Annotated in this window: 16 protein-coding genes; 8 read left to right on the forward strand and 8 right to left on the reverse strand. The window is 69.4% G+C overall.

Annotated features, from left to right (window positions below):
* Positions 1–54 precede the first annotated feature (54 nt).
* The 4 genes from EAO79_RS06040 (at position 55) to EAO79_RS06055 (ending at position 7,428) form a co-directional block, all read left to right on the forward strand.
* The gene (locus tag EAO79_RS06040; protein WP_079704714.1) at positions 55–1,581 is read left to right on the forward strand and encodes a sugar ABC transporter ATP-binding protein; all 1,527 of its coding nucleotides are present in this window, start codon (positions 55–57) and stop codon (positions 1,579–1,581) included.
* On the forward strand, positions 1,578–2,702 hold the full coding sequence (locus EAO79_RS06045; RefSeq protein ID WP_124768368.1) for an ABC transporter permease: 1,125 nt from the start codon (positions 1,578–1,580) through the stop codon (positions 2,700–2,702). The genes EAO79_RS06040 and EAO79_RS06045 overlap by 4 nt, the downstream gene beginning before the upstream one ends.
* On the forward strand, positions 2,699–3,742 hold the full coding sequence (locus EAO79_RS06050; RefSeq protein WP_079704715.1) for an ABC transporter permease: 1,044 nt from the start codon (positions 2,699–2,701) through the stop codon (positions 3,740–3,742). Before EAO79_RS06045 ends, EAO79_RS06050 begins: the two co-directional genes overlap by 4 nt.
* Before the next feature lie 74 nt (positions 3,743–3,816).
* A complete protein-coding gene (locus tag EAO79_RS06055) occupies positions 3,817–7,428 on the forward strand; it encodes a family 43 glycosylhydrolase (RefSeq protein ID WP_124768369.1) in 3,612 nt (1,203 codons plus the stop codon).
* A 67-nt stretch (positions 7,429–7,495) separates the two neighbouring features.
* On the opposite strand, the gene EAO79_RS06060 is transcribed toward EAO79_RS06055, so the two are convergent.
* Positions 7,496–7,849, reverse strand: a complete 354-nt coding sequence (locus tag EAO79_RS06060) for a MerR family transcriptional regulator (RefSeq protein WP_121291167.1) — start codon at positions 7,847–7,849, stop codon at positions 7,496–7,498.
* A gap of 212 nt (positions 7,850–8,061) precedes the next feature.
* Between EAO79_RS06060 and EAO79_RS06065 the strand changes: the two genes are divergently transcribed.
* Positions 8,062–9,567: a SulP family inorganic anion transporter gene (locus tag EAO79_RS06065; protein WP_124768370.1), complete on the forward strand. Its 1,506-nt coding sequence runs from the start codon at positions 8,062–8,064 to the stop codon at positions 9,565–9,567.
* 30 nt (positions 9,568–9,597) lie between these two features.
* Here the strand turns inward: EAO79_RS06065 and EAO79_RS06070 are convergent, their stop codons facing one another.
* The gene (locus EAO79_RS06070; protein WP_124768371.1) at positions 9,598–10,176 is read right to left on the reverse strand and encodes a TerD family protein; all 579 of its coding nucleotides are present in this window, start codon (positions 10,174–10,176) and stop codon (positions 9,598–9,600) included.
* A gap of 121 nt (positions 10,177–10,297) precedes the next feature.
* Positions 10,298–11,050 carry a GAF and ANTAR domain-containing protein gene (locus tag EAO79_RS06075; RefSeq protein WP_124768372.1) on the reverse strand — a complete coding sequence of 251 codons (753 nt, stop codon included), beginning with the start codon at positions 11,048–11,050 and terminating at the stop codon, positions 10,298–10,300.
* A gap of 85 nt (positions 11,051–11,135) precedes the next feature.
* Between EAO79_RS06075 and EAO79_RS06080 the strand changes: the two genes are divergently transcribed.
* Positions 11,136–11,855 (forward strand): tyrosine-protein phosphatase, encoded by a 720-nt coding sequence (locus EAO79_RS06080; RefSeq protein WP_124768373.1) that lies wholly within the window; start codon positions 11,136–11,138, stop codon positions 11,853–11,855.
* Positions 11,856–11,952: 97 nt separating this feature from the next.
* Positions 11,953–12,123, forward strand: coding sequence for a hypothetical protein (locus EAO79_RS19020; RefSeq protein ID WP_164486832.1), 171 nt, complete (start codon positions 11,953–11,955; stop codon positions 12,121–12,123).
* A 43-nt stretch (positions 12,124–12,166) separates the two neighbouring features.
* Here EAO79_RS19020 and EAO79_RS06085 read toward each other — a convergent pair whose 3' ends face one another.
* A complete protein-coding gene (locus EAO79_RS06085; RefSeq protein WP_240043972.1) occupies positions 12,167–12,853 on the reverse strand; it encodes a TrkA family potassium uptake protein in 687 nt (228 codons plus the stop codon).
* Positions 12,846–14,225 carry a TrkH family potassium uptake protein gene (locus tag EAO79_RS06090; RefSeq protein ID WP_241160998.1) on the reverse strand — a complete coding sequence of 460 codons (1,380 nt, stop codon included), beginning with the start codon at positions 14,223–14,225 and terminating at the stop codon, positions 12,846–12,848. The genes EAO79_RS06085 and EAO79_RS06090 overlap by 8 nt, the downstream gene beginning before the upstream one ends.
* 76 nt (positions 14,226–14,301) lie before the next feature.
* On the opposite strand from EAO79_RS06090, the gene EAO79_RS06095 reads away from it, so the two are divergent.
* On the forward strand, positions 14,302–14,943 hold the full coding sequence (locus tag EAO79_RS06095) for a hypothetical protein (RefSeq protein ID WP_124768376.1): 642 nt from the start codon (positions 14,302–14,304) through the stop codon (positions 14,941–14,943).
* An 81-nt stretch (positions 14,944–15,024) separates the two neighbouring features.
* Here EAO79_RS06095 and EAO79_RS06100 read toward each other — a convergent pair whose 3' ends face one another.
* The 3 genes from EAO79_RS06100 to EAO79_RS19510 all read right to left on the reverse strand — a co-directional run bounded on the left by EAO79_RS06100 (position 15,025) and on the right by EAO79_RS19510 (position 19,529).
* Positions 15,025–15,567, reverse strand: coding sequence for a GNAT family N-acetyltransferase (locus EAO79_RS06100; protein ID WP_124768377.1), 543 nt, complete (start codon positions 15,565–15,567; stop codon positions 15,025–15,027).
* Positions 15,568–15,812: 245 nt separating this feature from the next.
* Positions 15,813–16,520: an NADPH-dependent F420 reductase gene (locus tag EAO79_RS06105; RefSeq protein ID WP_124768378.1), complete on the reverse strand. Its 708-nt coding sequence runs from the start codon at positions 16,518–16,520 to the stop codon at positions 15,813–15,815.
* A 66-nt stretch (positions 16,521–16,586) separates the two neighbouring features.
* Positions 16,587–19,529, reverse strand: a complete 2,943-nt coding sequence (locus EAO79_RS19510) for a helix-turn-helix transcriptional regulator (protein WP_206428292.1) — start codon at positions 19,527–19,529, stop codon at positions 16,587–16,589.

A 19,529-nucleotide genomic window follows, 5' to 3' on the forward strand; every position in this document is an offset into this window, starting at 1 on the left:
GACCAGACTCCCCGGCGACGACGCCGGATCGACCGGCAGAACGACCAGGCAGACATGGCAATCACCGAGCCGATCGTCGAGATGCAGCACATCTCCATCGAGTTCCCAGGCGTCAAAGCCCTGCAAGACGTGGACTTCCGTCTCTTCCCCGGCGAGGTCCACACGCTCATGGGCGAGAACGGCGCCGGCAAGTCGACGCTCATCAAGGCGCTCACCGGTGTGTACAAGATCGACTCCGGTACGATCCTGGTCGCCGGAGGCCCCCGTTCCTTCTCCGGAACGGCGGACGCGCAGAGCGCCGGCATCTCGACCGTCTATCAAGAAGTGAACCTCTGCGACAACCTCACCGTCGGCGAGAACGTGATGCTCGGCCACGAGGTCCGCGGTCCCTTCGGCATCAACTGGCGCCGCACCCACGAAGCTGCACACGAAGCGCTCGTCGGGCTCGGCCTCGGGCACATCGACCCCAAGCAGCCGCTCTCGAGCATCTCGCTCGCGCTGCAACAGCTCGTCGCGATCAGCCGGGCCATGGTCACCAAGTCGAAGGTGCTCATCCTCGACGAGCCGACCTCCAGCCTCGACGCCAACGAGGTGGAGGGCCTCTTCCAGGTCATGCGCCGACTGCGCGACCAGGGCGTCGCGATCCTCTTCGTCTCCCACTTCCTCGACCAGGTCTACGCGATCAGCGACCGACTCACGGTGCTCCGCAACGGTGAGTTCGTCGGGGAGTACCGCACCGCCGACCTCAACCGCACCGAGCTCATCTCCAAGATGATCGGCAAGGACTACGGCGCGCTCGCCGCCCTGGGTTCCAACCGCGGCCGGACCGCCACAGCCGACACCCCGGCGTTCTACAGCGCCAAGGACCTCGGGCGGAAGGGCTCGATCGACCCCGTCGACATCGAGGTCCACGCCGGCGAGGTCGTCGGTCTCGCCGGGCTCCTCGGGTCGGGCCGCACCGAGCTCGGTCGGCTCATCTACGGCGCTGACCGTCCGGACTCCGGCACGGTCACGATCGACGGCACGACCGCCGAGGTCCACACGCCCATGGCCGGCCTGTCGAAGCAGATCGCCTTCTCCACGGAGAACCGACGCGACGAAGGCATCATCGGCGACCTGACCGTGCGGGAGAACCTCATCCTCGCCGTCCAGGCCCGCAGGGGCTGGGCGCGCCCGCTCTCCCGCCGCGAGCAGAACGAGCTCTGCGACAAGTACCTGCTCGAACTCAACGTCCGCCCCTCCGACCCGGAACGACCCATCAAGAACCTCTCCGGTGGTAACCAGCAGAAGGTGCTCCTCGGTCGATGGTTGGCGACGAAGCCGCAGCTCATCGTGCTCGACGAGCCGACCCGCGGCATCGATGTCGGCGCCAAGGCCGAGATCCAGGAGGCGATCGCCGCGCTCGCCGAGGACGGGATGTCCGTCGTGTTCATCTCCTCCGAGCTCGAGGAGGTCGTGCGGTTGAGCGAGCGGATCGTCGTGCTGAAGGACCACCGTAAGATCGGCGAGATCGTCAACGGACCCGAAGTCACCGCAGACACCATCGTCGACCTGATCGCCACCGAAGGGAGCGCCACGTGAGCGCCACCAGTCAGGGACCGGCCCGTTCCGGTTCCTCCGCACGCGGAGGCCAGGGCTCCGCCCGCGGCGTCGTCAGCACCATCGTCCACCAGCCCTACATCTGGGCGATCGTGACGTTGCTGCTCCTCCTCATCATCAACCTCGTCAAGGACCCCGGCTACCTCGGGGTCTCCGTCAACGGCACGACCGGCAACCTGTCGGGCAACCCCATCGACATCCTCCGCGCGAGCGCCCCGATCATGATGATCGCGGTCGGGATGACGCTCGTGATCGCCACCCGCGGCATCGACCTCTCGGTCGGTTCCGTCATGGCCGTCTCCGGCGCCGTGTCGATGGAGTTCATGAGCAACCAGAGCGGTGGCGACGCGGGTTCGGCCATCGTCGCAGCGCTGCTCGCGCTCGCCGTGAGCGCCTTCCTCGGCACCGTCAACGGAGTGCTCGTCTCGATCGTCGGCCTGCAGCCGTTCATCACCACGCTGATCACGATGCTCGCCGGTCGCGGCCTCGCGAAGGTCATCACCTCGGGGCAGAACACCTCCGCCACGAACGAGCCCTTCCGCTGGCTCGCCAACGGCACCGTGTTCGGCTTCCCCGTGGTCTTCATCATCGCCGGTGTCATCGTCGCGATCGTCGCGTTCCTCGTCCGGCGCACCGCGCTCGGCCTGATGATCGAGTCGATCGGCATCAACCCGCGCGCCGCCCGGATGGCGGGTATCCGCCCCATCGGCATCCTCATCGCCGTCTACATCGTGAGCGCCGTCCTCGCGGGTGTCGCCGGGATCTTCAGCACCGCCAGCGTCATGACGGTCGAGGTGGCGAAGACCGGGTTGAACGCGGAGATGGACGCCATCCTCGCGGTCGTCATCGGTGGCACCTCGCTCGCCGGCGGCAAGTTCTCCCTCACCGGCAGCGTGATCGGCGCGCTCCTCATCGCGACCCTCGACAAGACGATCGTGTTCCTCTCCATCCCCTCCTCGGCGACGCCGGCGTTCAAGGCCGTCGTGATCGTGATCATCTGCCTCCTCCAGTCACAGCGCGTGAGAGCCCTGTTCGCCCGGCGGAAGTCCCGGACGACGCCCACGGCGTCGGTCCCCACGCGAAAGGAAACGGTGTCAGCATGAGCACCCTCACCGACCGACCGGCACCCGACGCTCCGGTGCTCCCGCGGCGCTCGCTGCTGTCCCGGCTGACGCCCAACCTCGAGACCCTGCCCACCCTGGCGGCCGTCGTCATCTTCATCGGCATGGTCGTCTACGGCGAGATCGCCTACGGACGGATCGTCCAGGCCAGCACGATCTCGAACCTGCTCATCAACAACGCCTACCTGATCATCCTCGCCGTCGGACTCACCTTCGTGATCCTCACGGGCGGCGTGGACCTCTCCGTCGGTGCGATCATCGCCATCAGCAGTCTGATCGGGGTGATGCTCGCGAACTCGGGCTGGAACCCGATCGCGGTCATGGTGATCATGATCCTGATCGGCTCCGCGTTCGGCGTGTTCTCGGGCGTGCTCGTGCAGTACTTCAACGTGCAACCGTTCATCGCCACCCTCGCGATGATGTTCCTCGGGCGCGGTCTCGCGTCGATGCTCAGCACCACCCCGGAGCGTCTCGCCGACGACTCGCCGATCCGTTCGCTGTCCACCGAGTGGAAGGTGATCGACGGCCCGAAGATCAACGACCTCATCACCACCCCGAACGTCCTGATCGCCCTGCTCGTCGTCGCCGCGGCGTTCGTGGTGCTCCACAAGACCCGCCTCGGCCGGACCGTCTACGCGATCGGCGGCTCGGAGCAGTCGGCGCTCCTCATGGGGCTGCCCGTCGTCCGCACGAAGCTCATGGTCTACGTGATCAGCGGCACGCTGGCCGGTCTCGCGGCCGTCGTCTACACCTCGAAGCTCGGCATCGCCCAGAACATCACGGGCGTCGGCTGGGAGCTCGACGCCATCGCCGCGGTCATCATCGGCGGCACGCTGCTGACCGGAGGCGCCGGCTTCGTCCTCGGCTCCGTCGTCGGCGCGCTCGTCCTCGGCCTCATGAACGTGCTCATCACCCGCGACGGCAGCATCCCGCCGGAGGCGACGACCATCATCACCGGCGGCATCCTGCTCGTCTTCGTCCTCCTCCAGCGACTCGTGGTCTCGCGCAAACGCAAGACCTGACGCCCGCCCTCCCCCGCAGCAGCACCCGTTCCACCCCGCTCGACAACGACGCCGAACCAGGAGAACCAACCCCCATGAGACAACTGCGCCTCAAAACGGTCGTCGCGACCTCCATCGCGGCCCTGATCCTGCCGCTCGTCGGTGCCTCCGGCGCCGCCGCAGCGGTGTCGCCGGGGACCGCCCCGGCAGCGACATCCCAGTCCGGCTTCCGAGCCGCCCCCACGGCGCAGGAGGATCTGGACGCCGCCGCGGCGGCGCTCTCGATCGCGAACGTCGACGACGTGCGCGGCAATCTGACCCTGCCGGGAGCCCCCGAGGGGATCGACATCGCCTGGGCGTCGTCGGACACCACCGTGATCACCACCGACGGTGTCGTGACGCGGCCCGCCACGGACACCACCGTCACCCTGACCGCCACGCTGAGCCAGGGCGAGGCGACCGCGACGCGCGAGTTCACGGCGACCGTCCGCGCCGCGATCGCGGCCCCCGATTACGAGGGCTATGCGTTCGCCTACTTCACCGGCAACTCGCTCGCCGGCGAGAACATCTACTTCGCCGCCAGTGAGGGCAACAACGCGCTCGACTGGAACGAACTCAACGCCGGACGCCCGGTCCTCACCTCGGACGAGGGGACGAAGGGGCTGCGCGACCCGTTCCTCATCCGCTCTCCCGAGGGCGACACCTTCTACCTCATCGCCACCGACCTCTCGATCGGCAGTGGCACGTCCTGGGGTGACTCGGTCCGGAAGGGCAGCCACTACCTCGAGGTGTGGGAGTCCCACGACCTCGTGACCTGGTCCGACCAGCGGCACATCGATGTCGCACCGGAGAACGCCGGCAACACCTGGGCGCCTGAGGCGTACTACGACGACACCATCGGCGCGTACGTGGTCTTCTGGGCTTCGTCGCTCTACGGCGCCGACGACCCGGACCACACCGGGAACAGCTACCACCGCATGATGTACGCGACCACCCGCGACTTCACGACGTTCAGCGAGCCGCAGGTCTGGCAGGACCAGGGTGTCTCGCGGATCGACTCCACGGTGATCAAGTCGAGCGACACCTACTACCGCTTCACGAAGGACGAGGGTGCCGGCGGCACCGGTTGCGCCGACATCATCCAGGAGTCCTCGACGGACCTGCGGGCCACGCTCGAGTCCTGGACAGTGCTCGACAGCTGCATCGGCCGCGACGCCGGTACCAGCGCGGTCGAGGGACCGACGGCGTTCGCCGCCAACCCCGGCGACGTCAACGGTGACAAGTTCTACCTCTTCGTCGACGAGTACGGCGGACGCGGCTACATCCCGCTCGAGACCGAGGACATCGCGAACCCGGACTGGCAGGTCGCGAAGGACTACGACCTGCCCGCGAGCCCGCGCCACGGTACCGTGCTCCCGGTCACGGCCGCAGAGCTGCAGCTGCTCGAGGACAGCCTCGGCGGAGCACCCGAGCCGGTGCCCGCGAACGAGGACGGCGAGATCGTCCGGTACGACTTCGCCGGCTCCGCGGGCTCGACGCTCAACGACGTGTCCGGCAACGGCCTCGACGCGGCGGTCGAAGGCGGCGCGAGCTTCTCCGACGGTGCGCTGCAGCTGGACGGCGGCGACGACTACGTCAAGCTGCCGGACAACCTGCTCGCCGGTGTGAAGGACGTCACGGTGGAGGCGGAGGTCTGGATCGACCCGACACAGGCCAACCCGTACTTCATCTACGGGCTCGGCAACACCACGGGTGGCGCCGGCGACGGCTACCTGTTCAGCACCGGCAACGCGTACCGGACGAGCCTCGCGACCGGCAACTGGAGCACGGAGCAGACGGTGTCGCAGGGCAAGGACCTGACGCGCGGTCGCTGGGCGAAGCTGACGTACACGGTGCAGGGCACGACGGCCACGATCTACCTCGACGGCATCGCCGTCGGCACCGGAACCGTGACGTCGGATCCGGGCGACATCGGCGGCGGGTGGACGAGCGCCAATTACCTGGGCCGCTCGAACTACGACGCCGACAACCGCCTGAAGGGCGCGTTCCGTGAATTCGCGATCTACAACCGCGCGCTCTCGGCGGACGAGGTGCTCGCCGGCTCCGGGAACACCGCGGCGCTGACCGACATCGGCCTCGAGGAGGACGTGCTCAAGACCGCTCCGATCGTGGACAACGACCGCCACGAGGTCGTCTTCCCGGTACAGCCCGGGACGGACCGCACCGCCTTGAGCCCGACCTTCACGACCGCGGCCGGTGTCACGGCGAGCCCCGCCTCGGGGACCGCCGTCGACCTCAGCAGCCCGGTGACCGTGACGTTGACGCCGACCTCGGGTGAGGCCGTGACGTGGACGATGCGGGCCGTCGAGATGAAGAGCCCGGTCATCCCCGGTCTCTACGCCGACCCGAACGTCTTCGTCTGGGGCGACACCTACTACATCTATGCGACCACCGACGGCTTCGCCGGTTGGGGTGGCAAGGAGTTCTTCGTCTGGTCGTCGAAGGACCTCGTCGACTGGGAGCGCTCGGCGGAGCCGATCCTCACGCTCGACGGCGCGAACGGGAACGTGCCGTGGGCGACCGGCAACGCCTGGGCACCGACGATCGGGGAGAAGGACGGGAAGTTCTTCTTCTACTTCAGCGGACACAACCCCTCGGTCGACCGGAAGACCATCGGTGTCGCCGTCGCGGACAGCCCGGCCGGTCCGTTCACGGCTCAGCCGAACGCGATGATCCTCAACGACGAAGCGGTGACCTCGGGACAGGCGATCGACCCGGCCACGTTCACCGACCCGGTGACGGGGAAGAGCTACCTGTTCTGGGGCAACGGCTCGCCGGTGTACGCCGAGCTGTCGGACGACATGCTGTCGATCAAGGCCGACACGCTCAAGCGCATCGACGGCCTGACCGACTTCCGCGAGGGTGCCTTCGTCAACTACCGGGACGGGATCTACCACTTGACGTACTCGATCGACGACACCGGTTCGGAGAACTACCGGGTCGGGTACGCGACGGCGACGAGTGTGGACGGCCCGTGGACGTACCGCGGTGTGATCCTGCAGAAGCAGCCCGAACTCGGCATCCTCGCCACCGGTCACAGCTCGATCCTGAACGTGCCGGGCACCGACGACTGGTACATCGTCTACCACCGGTTCGCCATCCCGGGTGGTGACGGCCAGCACCGCGAGACGACGATCGACCGGCTGACGTTCGACCCGGAGACGGGCCTCATGAACCCGGTCGTCCCGACCCTCGAGAGCGTCGGCCCGCAGCGGATCGCGGTGCCCGGTGCCGAGGGCACGCTGACGATCGACCAGCCGTCGGTGCGGGTGGGTGAGTCGATCTCGGTGTCCGGGTCCGGCTTCGCCGCGGGGGAGCAGGTTCGGTTCACGCTGTTCTCCACCCCGACCGACCTCGGGACCGTCGTCGCGGACGCTTCGGGTGCGTTCGTTGCGACGCTCACCGTGCCCGCTACGGTGGTGCCGGGTGCACACACCTTGCAGGCGCTGGGTGCGGACTCCGGCATCACGGCCGAGGCGGCGCTGACCGTCCTGGCTGCGGATGCCGCGGCTCCCGGCGCTGCGGGCTCCGGTCCTGGTGCGCTGTCGACCACCGGTGTCTCGGTCGTCGGATTCCTGGGTCTGGCCGGGCTGTTCCTCGCAGCCGGCGCGTGGCTGGTCGTCCGTCGCCGACGCGTCGCCGCCTAGCCCGCGCCGACACGGCATCGATCCCGTCCGGGGTGACCATCGTCACCTCGGGCGGGATCGTTGCTGATCAGCGGCGGGCTTCGAGGAGTGACACGAACTCGTCCGCCATCGCGAGCTGCTGTTGTAGCTTGGCGCGGCGCTCGGCCGCGTCGGTGATGAAGCCGTCGAGGATCGCGCGGGTGTCGTCGTCGGGTGCCGTGTCCATGGCGTCGATCACCCGGAGGAGCTCGGCCATCTCCTCAAGCGAGAAGCCGAGCGGTTTCATGCGCCGGATGAGGATGAGGCGGTCGTAGTCGTCCTGCGTGTACAAGCGGAATCCGCCCTCGGTGCGCGCGGAGGCCGAGACTAGACCGACGTCGTCGTAGTGCCGCAGCGTGCGGAGCGAGAGTCCGGTGCGCTCGGCGAGTTCGCCGATGTGCATGGTGGTCGGTTCGCTCGTCACGGTCGCCTCACTTCAAATCAACCCTTACGTTAGGGTAGAGTTATCGATGGCGGCCGATCGGGCCGCATCTCCCCACCATTCTCCCGCGCGTGACGTCCCCGCGCGGTCGGTGGCGTGCGCACCGCAGCGCCGGACCCAGACATTCCCATCCGGTCCTCGCGCTGAGGACCCCGACTCCGACAGGAGCACTCATGGCCACTGGCCTCAAACCCGCCGCACCGGACGCCACCGTCCTCTCCGCCCTCCGCAGCCCCCGCATCCTCACCAGGGAGGTGCTGGCGGGCCTCGTCGTCGCCATGGCGCTCATCCCGGAGGCGATCTCCTTCTCGATCATCGCGGGCGTCGACCCGCAGGTGGGGCTGTTCTCCTCGTTCGTCATGGCCGTGGCGATCGCCTTCCTCGGCGGCCGCCCGGCGATGATCACGGCGGCCACGGGAGCGATCGCCCTGGTCATCGCCCCGGTCGCCCGCGAACACGGCCTCGACTACTTCATCGCCACGGTCATCCTCGGCGGTGTCTTCCAGGTGGTCCTCGGCCTCCTCGGCGTCGCGAAGCTCATGCGCTTCATCCCACGCAGCGTCATGGTCGGGTTCGTCAACTCCCTGGCGATCCTGATCTTCACCGCCCAGCTCCCGAACCTCATCGGCGTGCCGTGGCTCGTGTACCCGCTCGTCGCGGTCGGCATCGTGGTCATGGTCGTCATGCCCCGCCTCACGAGTGTCGTGCCGGCCCCGCTCGTCGCGATCGTGCTCATCACCGCGGCGACCGTGGTCACCGGACTGAACGTGCCGACGGTCGGCGACCAGGGCGAACTGCCGCGCAGCCTCCCGACCCTGTTCATCCCCAACGTGCCGTTCACCCTGGAGACGTTCACGATCATCGCCCCGTATGCGGCCGCGATGGCGTTGGTCGGGCTCCTCGAGTCGCTCATGACGGCCAAACTCGTCGACGACGTCACCGACACCCCGTCGGGCAAGACCCGCGAGTCGCTGGGCCAGGGGATCGCGAACGTGCTTTCCGGGTTCTTCGGCGGCATGGGTGGCTGCGCGATGATCGGCCAGACCATGATCAACGTGAAGGCCTCTGGCGCGCGGACGCGGATCTCGACCTTCCTCGCCGGGGTGTTCCTGCTGGTCCTGGTCGTCGCGCTGGGCGACGTGGTCGCGGTGATCCCCATGGCCGCCCTCGTCGCGGTGATGATCATGGTGTCCGTCGCGACCTTCGACTGGCACAGCATCAACCCGAGGACCCTGCGCGCCATGCCCCTCGGCGAGACCGTCGTCATGGTGGCCACGGTCGTCGTGGTGGTCCTGACGCACAATCTCGCGATCGGCGTCGTGGTCGGTGTGATCGCCGCGATGGTCGTGTTCGCGAGGCGGGTCGCCCACCTCGCCACCGTCGAACGCACGGTCGATCTGTCGGTCGCGACGCCCACCGCCCGGTACACCGTCACCGGAGAGCTGTTCTTCGCGTCCAGTAACGACCTGACGACCCAGTTCGCCTACGCCGACGACCCGGAGCGGATCGTCATCGACCTCTCACAGTCGCACGTCTGGGACGCGTCGACCGTCGCCGCCCTCGACGCGATCACCACGAAGTACGAGCGTCGCGGGAAGCGAGTCGTCATCGAGGGGATGAACGACGCGAGTACGCGGATCCACAGCCGGCTGGCCGGCAAGCTGACCGGCGGTCACTGACCGCCGGCCGTTCGGGCGCCTGTGTCCGGCTCAGTCGAGCGGGACGCCGAAGTCGCCCGCGATGCCGGCGAGACCGGTGGTGTACCCCTGGCCGACGGCACGGAACTTCCACTCGCCGTTGTGGCGGTAGATCTCGGCGAACAGCATCGCCGTCTCCTGCGAGGCGTCCTCGGTGAGGTCGTAGCGGACGATCTCCTGCTGGTCCTGGTCCATGACCCGGCAGAAGGCGTCGCGGACCTGGCCGAAGTTCTGGCGGCGGTTGTCGGCGTCGTGGATCGAGACCGCGATGACGATGCGAGAGACGTCGGGCTCCACGGCGCGGAGGTCGATCGTGATCTGCTCGTCGTCGCCGTCACCCTCGCCGGTGCGGTTGTCGCCCTGGTGCACGACCGAGCCGTCGGGCGTCGACATCTGGTTGTAGAAGATGAAGTCGGCGGAGGAGCGGATCTTGCCGTTCTCGGCGACGAGGATCGCGGAGGCGTCGAGGTCGAACGCGACGCCGACGGTCGTGCGCGGGTCCCACCCGAGACCGACCGTGGCGATGGTCAGCCCTGGGCTGGTCTTCGTGAGCGAGAGGTTGCTGCCTTTGGAGAGGCTGAGGCCTGCCATGGGTGTGTTCCTTCGAGAGTGCTCGGTGATGTTCGAACCTCCATCCTGCCTTGTTCCGGCTGAGTTTGGAGTGGGTTGTGGCGCATCGATCCGGAATCCCACCGTGGGTGCGCAGCGGCGATCAGTCGTCGTCGGTGTCGGGGGAACCCGTCGCCACGACCTCGTCGAGCGGGACCTCCTCGCGTGCGACCGCGGCCGCGACATCGCCGAGTCGTCGCTGCCGGGACCGGGCGTACTGCCGGATCATGCCGAACGCCGTGTCCATGTCGACGCCCGCCGCCCGAGCCAGGTACCCCTTCGCCTGTTCGATGGCGACCCGGCCGTCGAGCGCGCGCTGGAGCTGCGCGGTGGCGAGCGTGGCGTTCTCGATCGTCCGCTGCTGGAGGAGGCTGATCGTCGCGACATCGGCCAACGCCTGGGCGGCGCGGGCGTCGGCACCGTTGAGGGCCCCCTCGGTCTCGCGGAACAGGTTCAGCGACCCGACGATGTTGTCGCGGAGGCGCAACGGGATCGCATGGACGCCGATGTACCCGCTCTCGTTCGCGGCCTCCGCGAACCTCGGCCAGTAGGCGTGGAGCTCTTCAGCCGTCTCCACCGTCACCAGGTGGCCCGAGGTGACCGCGGCGATGCACGGCCCCTCACCGGCGTTCAACTGGAGGAGCCCGAAGAAGCTGCTGCGCTCGCTCGTCGAGGCGACGACCTGGAGGACGCCGTCGTGGTCGGTGAGGTGGATCGCACCGGCCGCGGCGTCGAACAGCTCCACCGCGCGATCGACGAGGATCTGCAGGAGCTCGACGACGTCGTAGTCGTCCACGAGGCTGTCCGTGAGCGTCACGAACGTCTCGATGAGTCGTGCTTCGCGTGCGTCGTCCATACCGGCGTCAGTCCTCATCTGTTGATCAGCGGATCCACGGTAACCGAGCGGACGGCCATCCGCATGGTCCGGTACGCTCTGGCGGATGCGGAATCTGGACTGGGACGGCCTGCGGAACGTCAGGGACCTCGGCGGCTTGCCGACACCCTGGTCGTCCACCGGCGCCACACGCCACGGGATGGTGGCGCGGGGTCCCCGACGCGAGCTGCTCACCGCGGAGGGATGGGACGCGGCGATGGCGTGGGGCCTGCGGTCCGTCGTCGACCTCCGCAGCGCCGATGAGACGGGTGCACGCGCGGCGGACCCGGACGTCCGTCCTCCGGTGGACCTCACGATCACCCTGGCGCCGACCGAGGATCAGACCCGTGCGGAGTTCCGCGAGGTGTGCCTCCCGATCCTCGACTCACCGGAGTACTGGCAACACAACGTGCGTATCCTGCCGGAGCTGGTCCGCGGCGCTCTCGAGGCGATCGCCTCATCCCAACCCGGCGTCCTGGTCCACTGCGCCGCAGGCCGTGACCGCACCGGCCTGGTCAGCGCGCTGCTCCTCGCCAATGCCGGCGTCACCGAGGACGCGATCGTCGACGATTACGCCGACTCGGTGCGCGCGATGGCGGGGACGGCGCCTCACGGCGGCCCGACCCACGATCGCCAGGCATCGTGGACGCCGGAACAGGTCGACGCCTTCCTCGCGGAGGTGACGCCGCACGTCCACGCTTTCGTCGCCGACGCGGACGGCGTCTTCGACACCCTGTGGGTCGACGCCGAGACTCGCACCGGACTGCGTCGTCTGCTCCTGCCGTGACGGCACCAGGCCGGCTCGGATGCCGTCCTGCTACGGTCCTAGCGGATCGTCATCCGCTCCCGTCAGTCACCTCACCATCGGAACAGGAACTTCACCCGTGCAGAAGATCGCCGTCGTCATCGTCGTCCTCCTCGTCCTCTGGGCGGCCCTCTCCATCGCCGGATTCGTGCTGAAGGGCCTGTTCTGGCTCGGGATCGTCGGCCTCGTCCTCATCGTCGGCACCATCGCGTTCGGCGCGGTGCAGCGCTCGCTGAACAACCGCCGCTAGGCCCGGCACACCGGATCGGTCTCCAGCCCAGCCGCCACGACCACTACCGCGGCAGCGCTGCGAACCGCTCCGTCTTGTCCGTCGGGCCGAGGACGAGGAGCCGCTGGCCGGCGGTGAGGACCGTGTCGCCGGTCGCGTAGGTCCACCGGTCGTCCTGGCGAACGGCGACGACGGTCACGCTGAACCGGTCGCGGATGCGCGCGGCGGTCAGCGTCTGCCCGACGACCTCTGCCGGAGCGGTCGTCTTGGCCATGACGAAGTCCTTCTCCACCGCGAGGAAGTCGAGCATCCCGCCGCCGCGGACGAGGTGCGCCACGCGACGCCCCATGTCGGACTCCGGGTAGACGACGTGCTCGACCCCGATCTGCTCGAGGATCAGGCCGTGCTGCTCGCTGACGGCCTTCGCCCAGATGTTCGTGGTGCCGCGGCGCTTGAGGAGCGACGCGGTCAGGATGCTCGCCTGCAGGTCGGTGCCGATGGCGATCACGACGCGGTCGAACTCGTCGATGCCGAGCTGGTCGAACACGCCGTCACGGGTGGTGTCGGCACGCACCACGTGGGTGAGGACGCCGTTCAGCGACTGGACGATGTCCTCGTCCGTGTCGATCCCGAGGACCTCGGTGCCCGAGTCGACGAGCTCGACGGCGAGGGCACGCCCGAACCGGCCGAGGCCGATGACGACGACGGACTCGACGCCACGCTGACGCTTGTTGCTGAACGGTCTAGCCAATGATCGGACGCTCCTTCGGGAGTTCATACAGACGGTTCTCGGTCCGAAGCGCGAGCGCGGAACCGAGGGCGATGGGGCCGATGCGGCCGACGAACATGAGGACCACCAGGATCAGCTGCGCGGCGACCGGGAGGGAAGCGGTGATGCCGGTGGAGAGCCCGACCGTCGCGTACGCGGAGATGACCTCGAACAGGACGCGGTCGAGGCTGTAGTCGGTCATCAGCATGATCGCGGCCGTGGCGCCGACGACGAGGCCGACGGACAGGAGCGCGACGGTGATGGCCTCCCGGTGCGTCGACCGCGGGAGACGCTTGCCGAACATGTTCACCGCCGCACCGCCGCGCAGCTCGGTCACGATGATGAAGAACAGCACCGCGAAGGTGGTGATCTTGAGTCCCCCGGCGGTGCTCGCCGGTCCACCGCCGATGAACATGAGGATGTCGGTGACGAGCCAGGTCACCGGGTGCATCTGGCTCACGTCGAGGTTGTTGAACCCGGCGGTGCGGGGGAGGACGCCGGCGGTGAACCCCGCGAGCAGTCGGTCGGCCGGGGCGAGGGCGCCGAGCGTCGCCGGGTTCGACCACTCCAGTGCGGTGATGAAGCCGCAGCCGACGACGAGGAGGATCAGGGTGCCGACGACGACGGTCATGGTGTTGAGCGTCCACCGCGAGGGCGTCCTGAACCGGCGGCGCAGCTCCAGGATCACGCCGAAGCCGAGCCCGCCGAGGATGACCGCCGCGCAGATCGTCAGGGAGATCCACGGGTCGGTCGCGTACCCCATGATGCTGTCGCTGAACAGGGCGAAGCCGGCGTTGTTGAACGCCGACACCGCGTGGAACACGCCGAACCAGATCGCGTCGCCCGGCGCCCAGCCGTAGCCGATCATCCACCGCAGGGCGAGGATGGTGGCGCAGAGGACCTCGACCCCGAGTGCGATGAGGATGACCCCGCGCAGGACCCGGCGGACGTCGCCGATCGCGAGCGTGTGGGTCTCGCTGACCGCGGTGAGTCGCGTCCGCAGGCCCAGCCGCCGGGCTACGAGCAGGCCGAGGAGCGTCGCGAACGACATCACCCCGATGCCACCGATCTGGACGAGCGTGAGGATGACGGCGTGCCCGAACGGTGTCCAGAACACCGGGGTGTCGACGATGATGTGGCCGGTGACGCAGATGGCGCTCGTCGCGGTGAACAGCGCCTCGATGAGGTTCGCGCCGCCCGGGCCGGTCTTCGAGATCGGCAGCATCAACAGCAGCGTGCCGATGAGGGTCGCGGCTCCGAAAGCGATGGAGATGACCTGGACCGGGCGTGCGGCGGCCAGCTGCCCGCGACGACGGGCTCTACCGCTCGCCGACCTCGATCCGTCTCTCGCCACCCGAGAACCATAGCGGCCCGGCGTGCACGGTCGGCGGTGCTCGTCCACGGAGGCGTCCGCCGCGGGACAATGAGCCATGCAGACGCGCACGAAGGTCCTCAAACGACTGGCCCTCGCCCGGGAGACATCCACGATCGCGAAACTCGACCGCGTGTCCGCCCCATACGAGACGCTGGAGGGGTTCGTCGTCGCTGTCGGCCGCAAGTGGGCGCTCGTCGCGAAGATCGCCTCAGGTGGGTTCTTCGACGGCTACACGGTCATCCGGGTCCGAGACATCAGCCGCGTCCGGTTCGACGGATCGTTCCAGCGGTCCTTCTCGGAGACCAGGCCCGAGTGGCCAGTGAGCCCTCCGTCCGGCCGACCGACGCCCGATCTCGACTCGACACGTGGCATGTTGCGGTCATTCCTCGCCGAGGGGGTCCTCTGCGCGCTCGAACGCCGCAACAAGCCCGACCTCCTCTGGGTCGGTGTGCCGGACGAACTGACCCGTCACTGGCTGTACCTGCTCGAGGTCCGATCTGACGCGACGTGGCACGCCCGCCCCTTGGGGTATCGACTCCGGACCATCACCCTCGTCAACATGGGTGACCAGTATCTGCGAGCCCTGGCCGCGGTCGCTGGGCCGGCACCCGTCGAGGCCGGCTCGTCCTGGTGGTCACCTCCCGCGCAGGGGACCGCTGTGGGGTCGGAGCAGGGCGCGGCCTCGGACGCCCGGTGACACCGCCGGGCGCGAGTGATCAGGCGATCCTCACCAGGGCGACTCTCGATGTCCGAGCCCGGGCACGCGCGAACTCCCGGATCACGGCTCGTCGTCCCACGGCACCGGCGTGACCGTGCCGGACTCCCAATCGCTCCGGAGGATCGCGTAGGCGACCGAGGCGAGCGGGCTTCCACCGTCGACCGGCCACCCCTCGCGGTAGTGGGCCTCCTTCACCCAGCCGGCTCGTCTGAAGGCACGACGCATCGCGACGTTGTCCTCGCGGGTCTGACCCTCGAGCTTGCGGACGGACGGGAACCGCCCGAACACCTCGGTGACGATCGCGGGCAGGGCCGTCGAGCCGATCCCGCGGCCTCGCGCGTCCGAAGCGAGCCGGAGGTCGATCAGCGCCGTGTCGTCCTCGAGGTCCTCGAGGGTGACCGTGCCGACCGTCTCGCCGTCCGCCAGCACCCAGAAGCCCGCTGCAGCAGGACCGTCGATCACGCCGTCGGCCAAGCGGGCTCGCGCATCCGCCGCCGTCGGCCGCCGGCGCACGTGGAACGGGAACTCGTGTGCGCTCAAGAAGGCGACGAAGGCGTCGTCGTCCGATGGCCGTACGATCGGGCGCAAGCTCAGGCTGGGCATCCTGCCAGTATGCCGACATCGCCGTGCGGACCGCCGGACCGCCACCACCGCGCCTATCCGCAGAACGAAACACCCCACCTCCGAGGGGGCATCGTGTCTACGCTGATCCCCGGCAGGACCCTTTCGCTCTGCCAGGGCTCCCGGCCAGCTTCCCCTCGATGCTGGCCGGGAGACCGAACCGCCCCGTCATGGCGTCGCCACCACAGCAGCGGTCCTGGTCCTGCCCCGCCCTGCCGACCGGAGTGTCAGAACTGCCGGGCTGCGACGTCGACGCGCTCCGCGGAGGCCAGCACCTCGCGCACGCGCTCAGCTGTCACCGGCGCGCCGCGGTCGGCGAGGTAGTCGTCCGCGAACCCCTGCCGGCTCGCCGCGTACATGACCGTGTACGCGGCGGCCCCCGGCTCGAACCGCCACGATTCCGCGAGGCCACCGGCGTCGACGGTGTCGAATCCGAGGCTCTGGACCGTGCTCGACACCTGCGCCTCAGCCTCGGGGTCGTCCCCGGCCACCGGGAGCGCGGTCCGCGGCTCGGACCCCGCGAGCAGAGGGATGTGGTGGGCGACGATGTTGTTGAACGCCTTCACGAGACGGGTGCCGGGCAACAGCTCCTGCTCGAGTTCGGCGGTGGTCAGCCGCAGGGAGTCGAGCTGCTCGATCCGTCCGTCCCGCGACGGGTAGTAGTTCCCCGTCGAGAGGACCGTCCGGCCCTCGAGCGATGCCGCCGGCAGATCACCGTAGGCGGCCAGCGGGACGGCGAGGACCACGAGGTCACCGAAGCCCGCCACGTCCTCCACCCGCCCTGCCGCGGCACGCGGGCCGAGGTCGGCGACCAGCTCGGCCAGCGACCCGGGCCCACGGGAGTTGCCGATCATGACCTCGTGGCCGGCAGCGACCGCGAGCCGTGCGAGGGCGGTTCCGATCGCTCCACTGCCGATGATGCCGATCCGCTGCATGGTTCCTCCGTGATGGTCTCGAATGACGTGCGCTGGCATCCTCCAACCTTCACGTTGATGAGAAGGTCAAATCGACCGACCGGGAGCCACGTCGAGCAGCCCGCTGGCCCCGGCCACCATCGCCGCCTCGGTCCGGCCGGCGACCCCCAGCTTCCGCAGGATGGCGGACACATGGACGCTCGCGGTCTTCGCGCTGATGTACAGGCGCTCGCCGATCTGTGGGTTGCTCAGCCCCTCGGCGATGAGCTGCAGCACCTGGCGCTCCCGGGCCGTCAGCTGGACGGATCCGGCCGCCCCGCGAACCCTCGGTCGTCCGTCGAGGTTCAGTGACGCACGTACTGCCAACGCCCGGGCGCCGTCGAGGACGAGGCCGGCGCCCAGTGACGTCGCTTCCGCGACGGCGGTGACGAGCGTGTCCTGTGCGCCGGCACGATCGCCGGCGGCCACCTGCGCCTCCGCGAGCCGGAGTGCGGTGTACGGCGCGAGCACGGCAGGGGCGACCGGCCGCTCTGCCATGGCCCGAGCCGCCGCCCAGGCGCCGGCGTCGTCACCGGTGCCGCCCGGTCCGCCCAGTTCGGCGTCGACCACCGCACTCCACAGCGGTGCGGTCGGCCAGAAGTGTCCCTCGGCGAGCAGTGCCCGCCAACGGTGCTCCAGCTGCCGGAGCCGCTCGTCGTCGACGCCCGCGAACGGGCCGGACTCCACGTCGAGCGTCCCGGCGGCCAGCGCGATGCGGACCCGGGCCAGCACCCGCGCCGCATCCGCGAGCGCCGGGAGGTCGTACGCCGGCATCGGGCGGTGGTCCGGCGCCTCGAACACGCCGACGCCCGCCGGGGACCAGGCTTCGCCGAGGTCGCCGGTGGCCAGGCCGACCTGCATCACCACACGCGCGACACCGAACCGCGTCTGCACCTCCAGGCCGGAGAGCGACAGCATCCCCCGGTGCCACCGCCGGAACAGGATCGCCGCGGTCTCCGCATCACCACGCCAGAGCGTCAGCAGGATGAGCGATTGGCGCAGGTAGACCGAGAACGCGAGGGGAGGCTGGAGCGCCAGCGCCCGGTGCACCCGCTCCTCCGCCTCGTCCCAGCGTCCGAGCGCGACCAACGGGTCCACCGCGTTCGACGACAGGATGAGCCCGGAACTCCGTTCGACGCCGAGCGACTTCGCCCGGGCCACCCCCTCGAGCGCCGACGCGAGCGCCTCCTCGTACGATCCGAGGAGGTTCGCCATGTCCGAGGCGTTCACCCGGTAGCGGAGCAACGCACTGCCGTCGCCCTCGGCCAGCGGCTCCGCCGTCGCGAGGAGGGCCCGCCCGGCTTCCAGCTCGCCGCGGTGGATCCGGGCGATGCCGCCGATGTTCGCCGCGACCGAGGCGTTCCGCGCCGAACCGGTCCGCGCCGCCTCCCGGGCCGCCTCGTCGGCGTACTCGATGGCCCGCTCCAGCCGCCCGATGATCATGTGACGAGCGCCGAGGCTCGTCAGCAGCACCCCGCGCAGTTCGCCGGGCGTCTCGGGTGGGACCCGGTCGAGCGCCTGCTCCAGGAGGTCGACCGAGCCCGGCCGACCGAGGTTGGCGAGGTAGAACGCCTTGTCGCGCAGGAGCTTGGCCTGGTCGATCTCGTCGCGGTCCTCGCGGGTCGCGAGCACCTCGTCGACCATGGCGATCGCGCGATCGGTCCAGCCCGCGTTCCGCAGGGCGCTCGCGGTGCGTCGCATGAGCTCCGAGCGGGACCGGCCGACGAGCTCCTCCGCCGCGGGGACCTGATCCCAGATCTCCAGCAGCCGCTCCCCGAGCTGCGCCTCGGTGCTGTAGGCGAAGGCCGTGTGGGCCTGCTCCATCGCCCGCGCGGTCGCCGGGAACGCCCGCCCGAAGTCCCTGGCCAGCATCCAGTGGTGCGAGACCGCCGCGGCGACCGGATCGACACCGACGCCACCCTCCAGGGCCTCGGCGAACCCCGCATGGAACCGGGTGCGCTCACCGGGGAGCAGGTCGTCGTAGATCGCCTCCCGGACGAGCGCGTGCCGGAACTCGTAGGTGGTCGCGTCGGCGAGGAGCACGTTCGCGCCGATCGCCTCCCGGACACCGGCGTCGATGTCCTCCGGAGCGCCCGTGAAGACCTGTTCGAGCAGCGTGTGCTCCACGCGGACACCGCCGGCCGAGATGACCCGGAGCAGTTGCTGCGTCGTGGGCGCGAGGCGTTCGTACCGGGCGAGCAGGAGTTCACGCAGGGTGTCGGGGAGTTCGTCGGAGCCGCTGCCGTCGTCGAGGCCGAGCAGCTCCTCGACGAAGAACGGGACGCCCTCGCTCCGCGCGTACACGCTGTCGATGGAGACGGCGTCGAGCGCACCGCCTCGGATGGCGATCGCCTGACGCATGACGTCGCCGCGGCTCAGTCGTCCGAGCGTGTGCCGTGCCACCCGCCGCGTGCGGTCGAGCTCGGCCAGGAACCCGCGCAACGGGTGGCCGCGGGAGACGTCCTCACTGCGGAAGGTGAGCAACAGCATCACTCGCTCGGTGGTGAGCACCCGCACGAGGAACGAGAGCAGACTCAGCGTCGCTCCGTCGGCCCAGTGGACGTCCTCGACCGCGACCACGACCGGCTGCTCCCGCGACAGCGCTTCGAGCAGCACGGCGACGGTCTCATGGAGCCGGCCGACGCCACCGTCGCGTTCGTCGACCGCGTCGGGGTCGAGGGCAGGCAGGAGCGCTGCGAGCGACGCCCGGCCCGGTCCGGCCGCATCGAGCACGGCGTCGTTCCCGCGCTGGGCCACGAGGTCCTTCATGAGGCCGAGGACGGGCGCGTAGGGCGCGGCCACCTCGCCGAGATCCACGCACTGACCGGTGAGGACGAGCGCCGCCGGCTGGACGGATCGGGCGAACTCGCGCAGGAGACGGGTCTTGCCGATGCCCGCTTCTCCGCTCACCACGACGCTGCGCGACTCGCCGGCGGCCGCCGCGTCGAACACGGCCCGGAGCGCCCGCAGATCGGAGGCGCGTCCGATCAT

The sequence above is a fragment of the Plantibacter sp. PA-3-X8 genome, assembly GCF_003856975.1.
Lineage (GTDB): Bacteria > Actinomycetota > Actinomycetes > Actinomycetales > Microbacteriaceae > Plantibacter > Plantibacter auratus.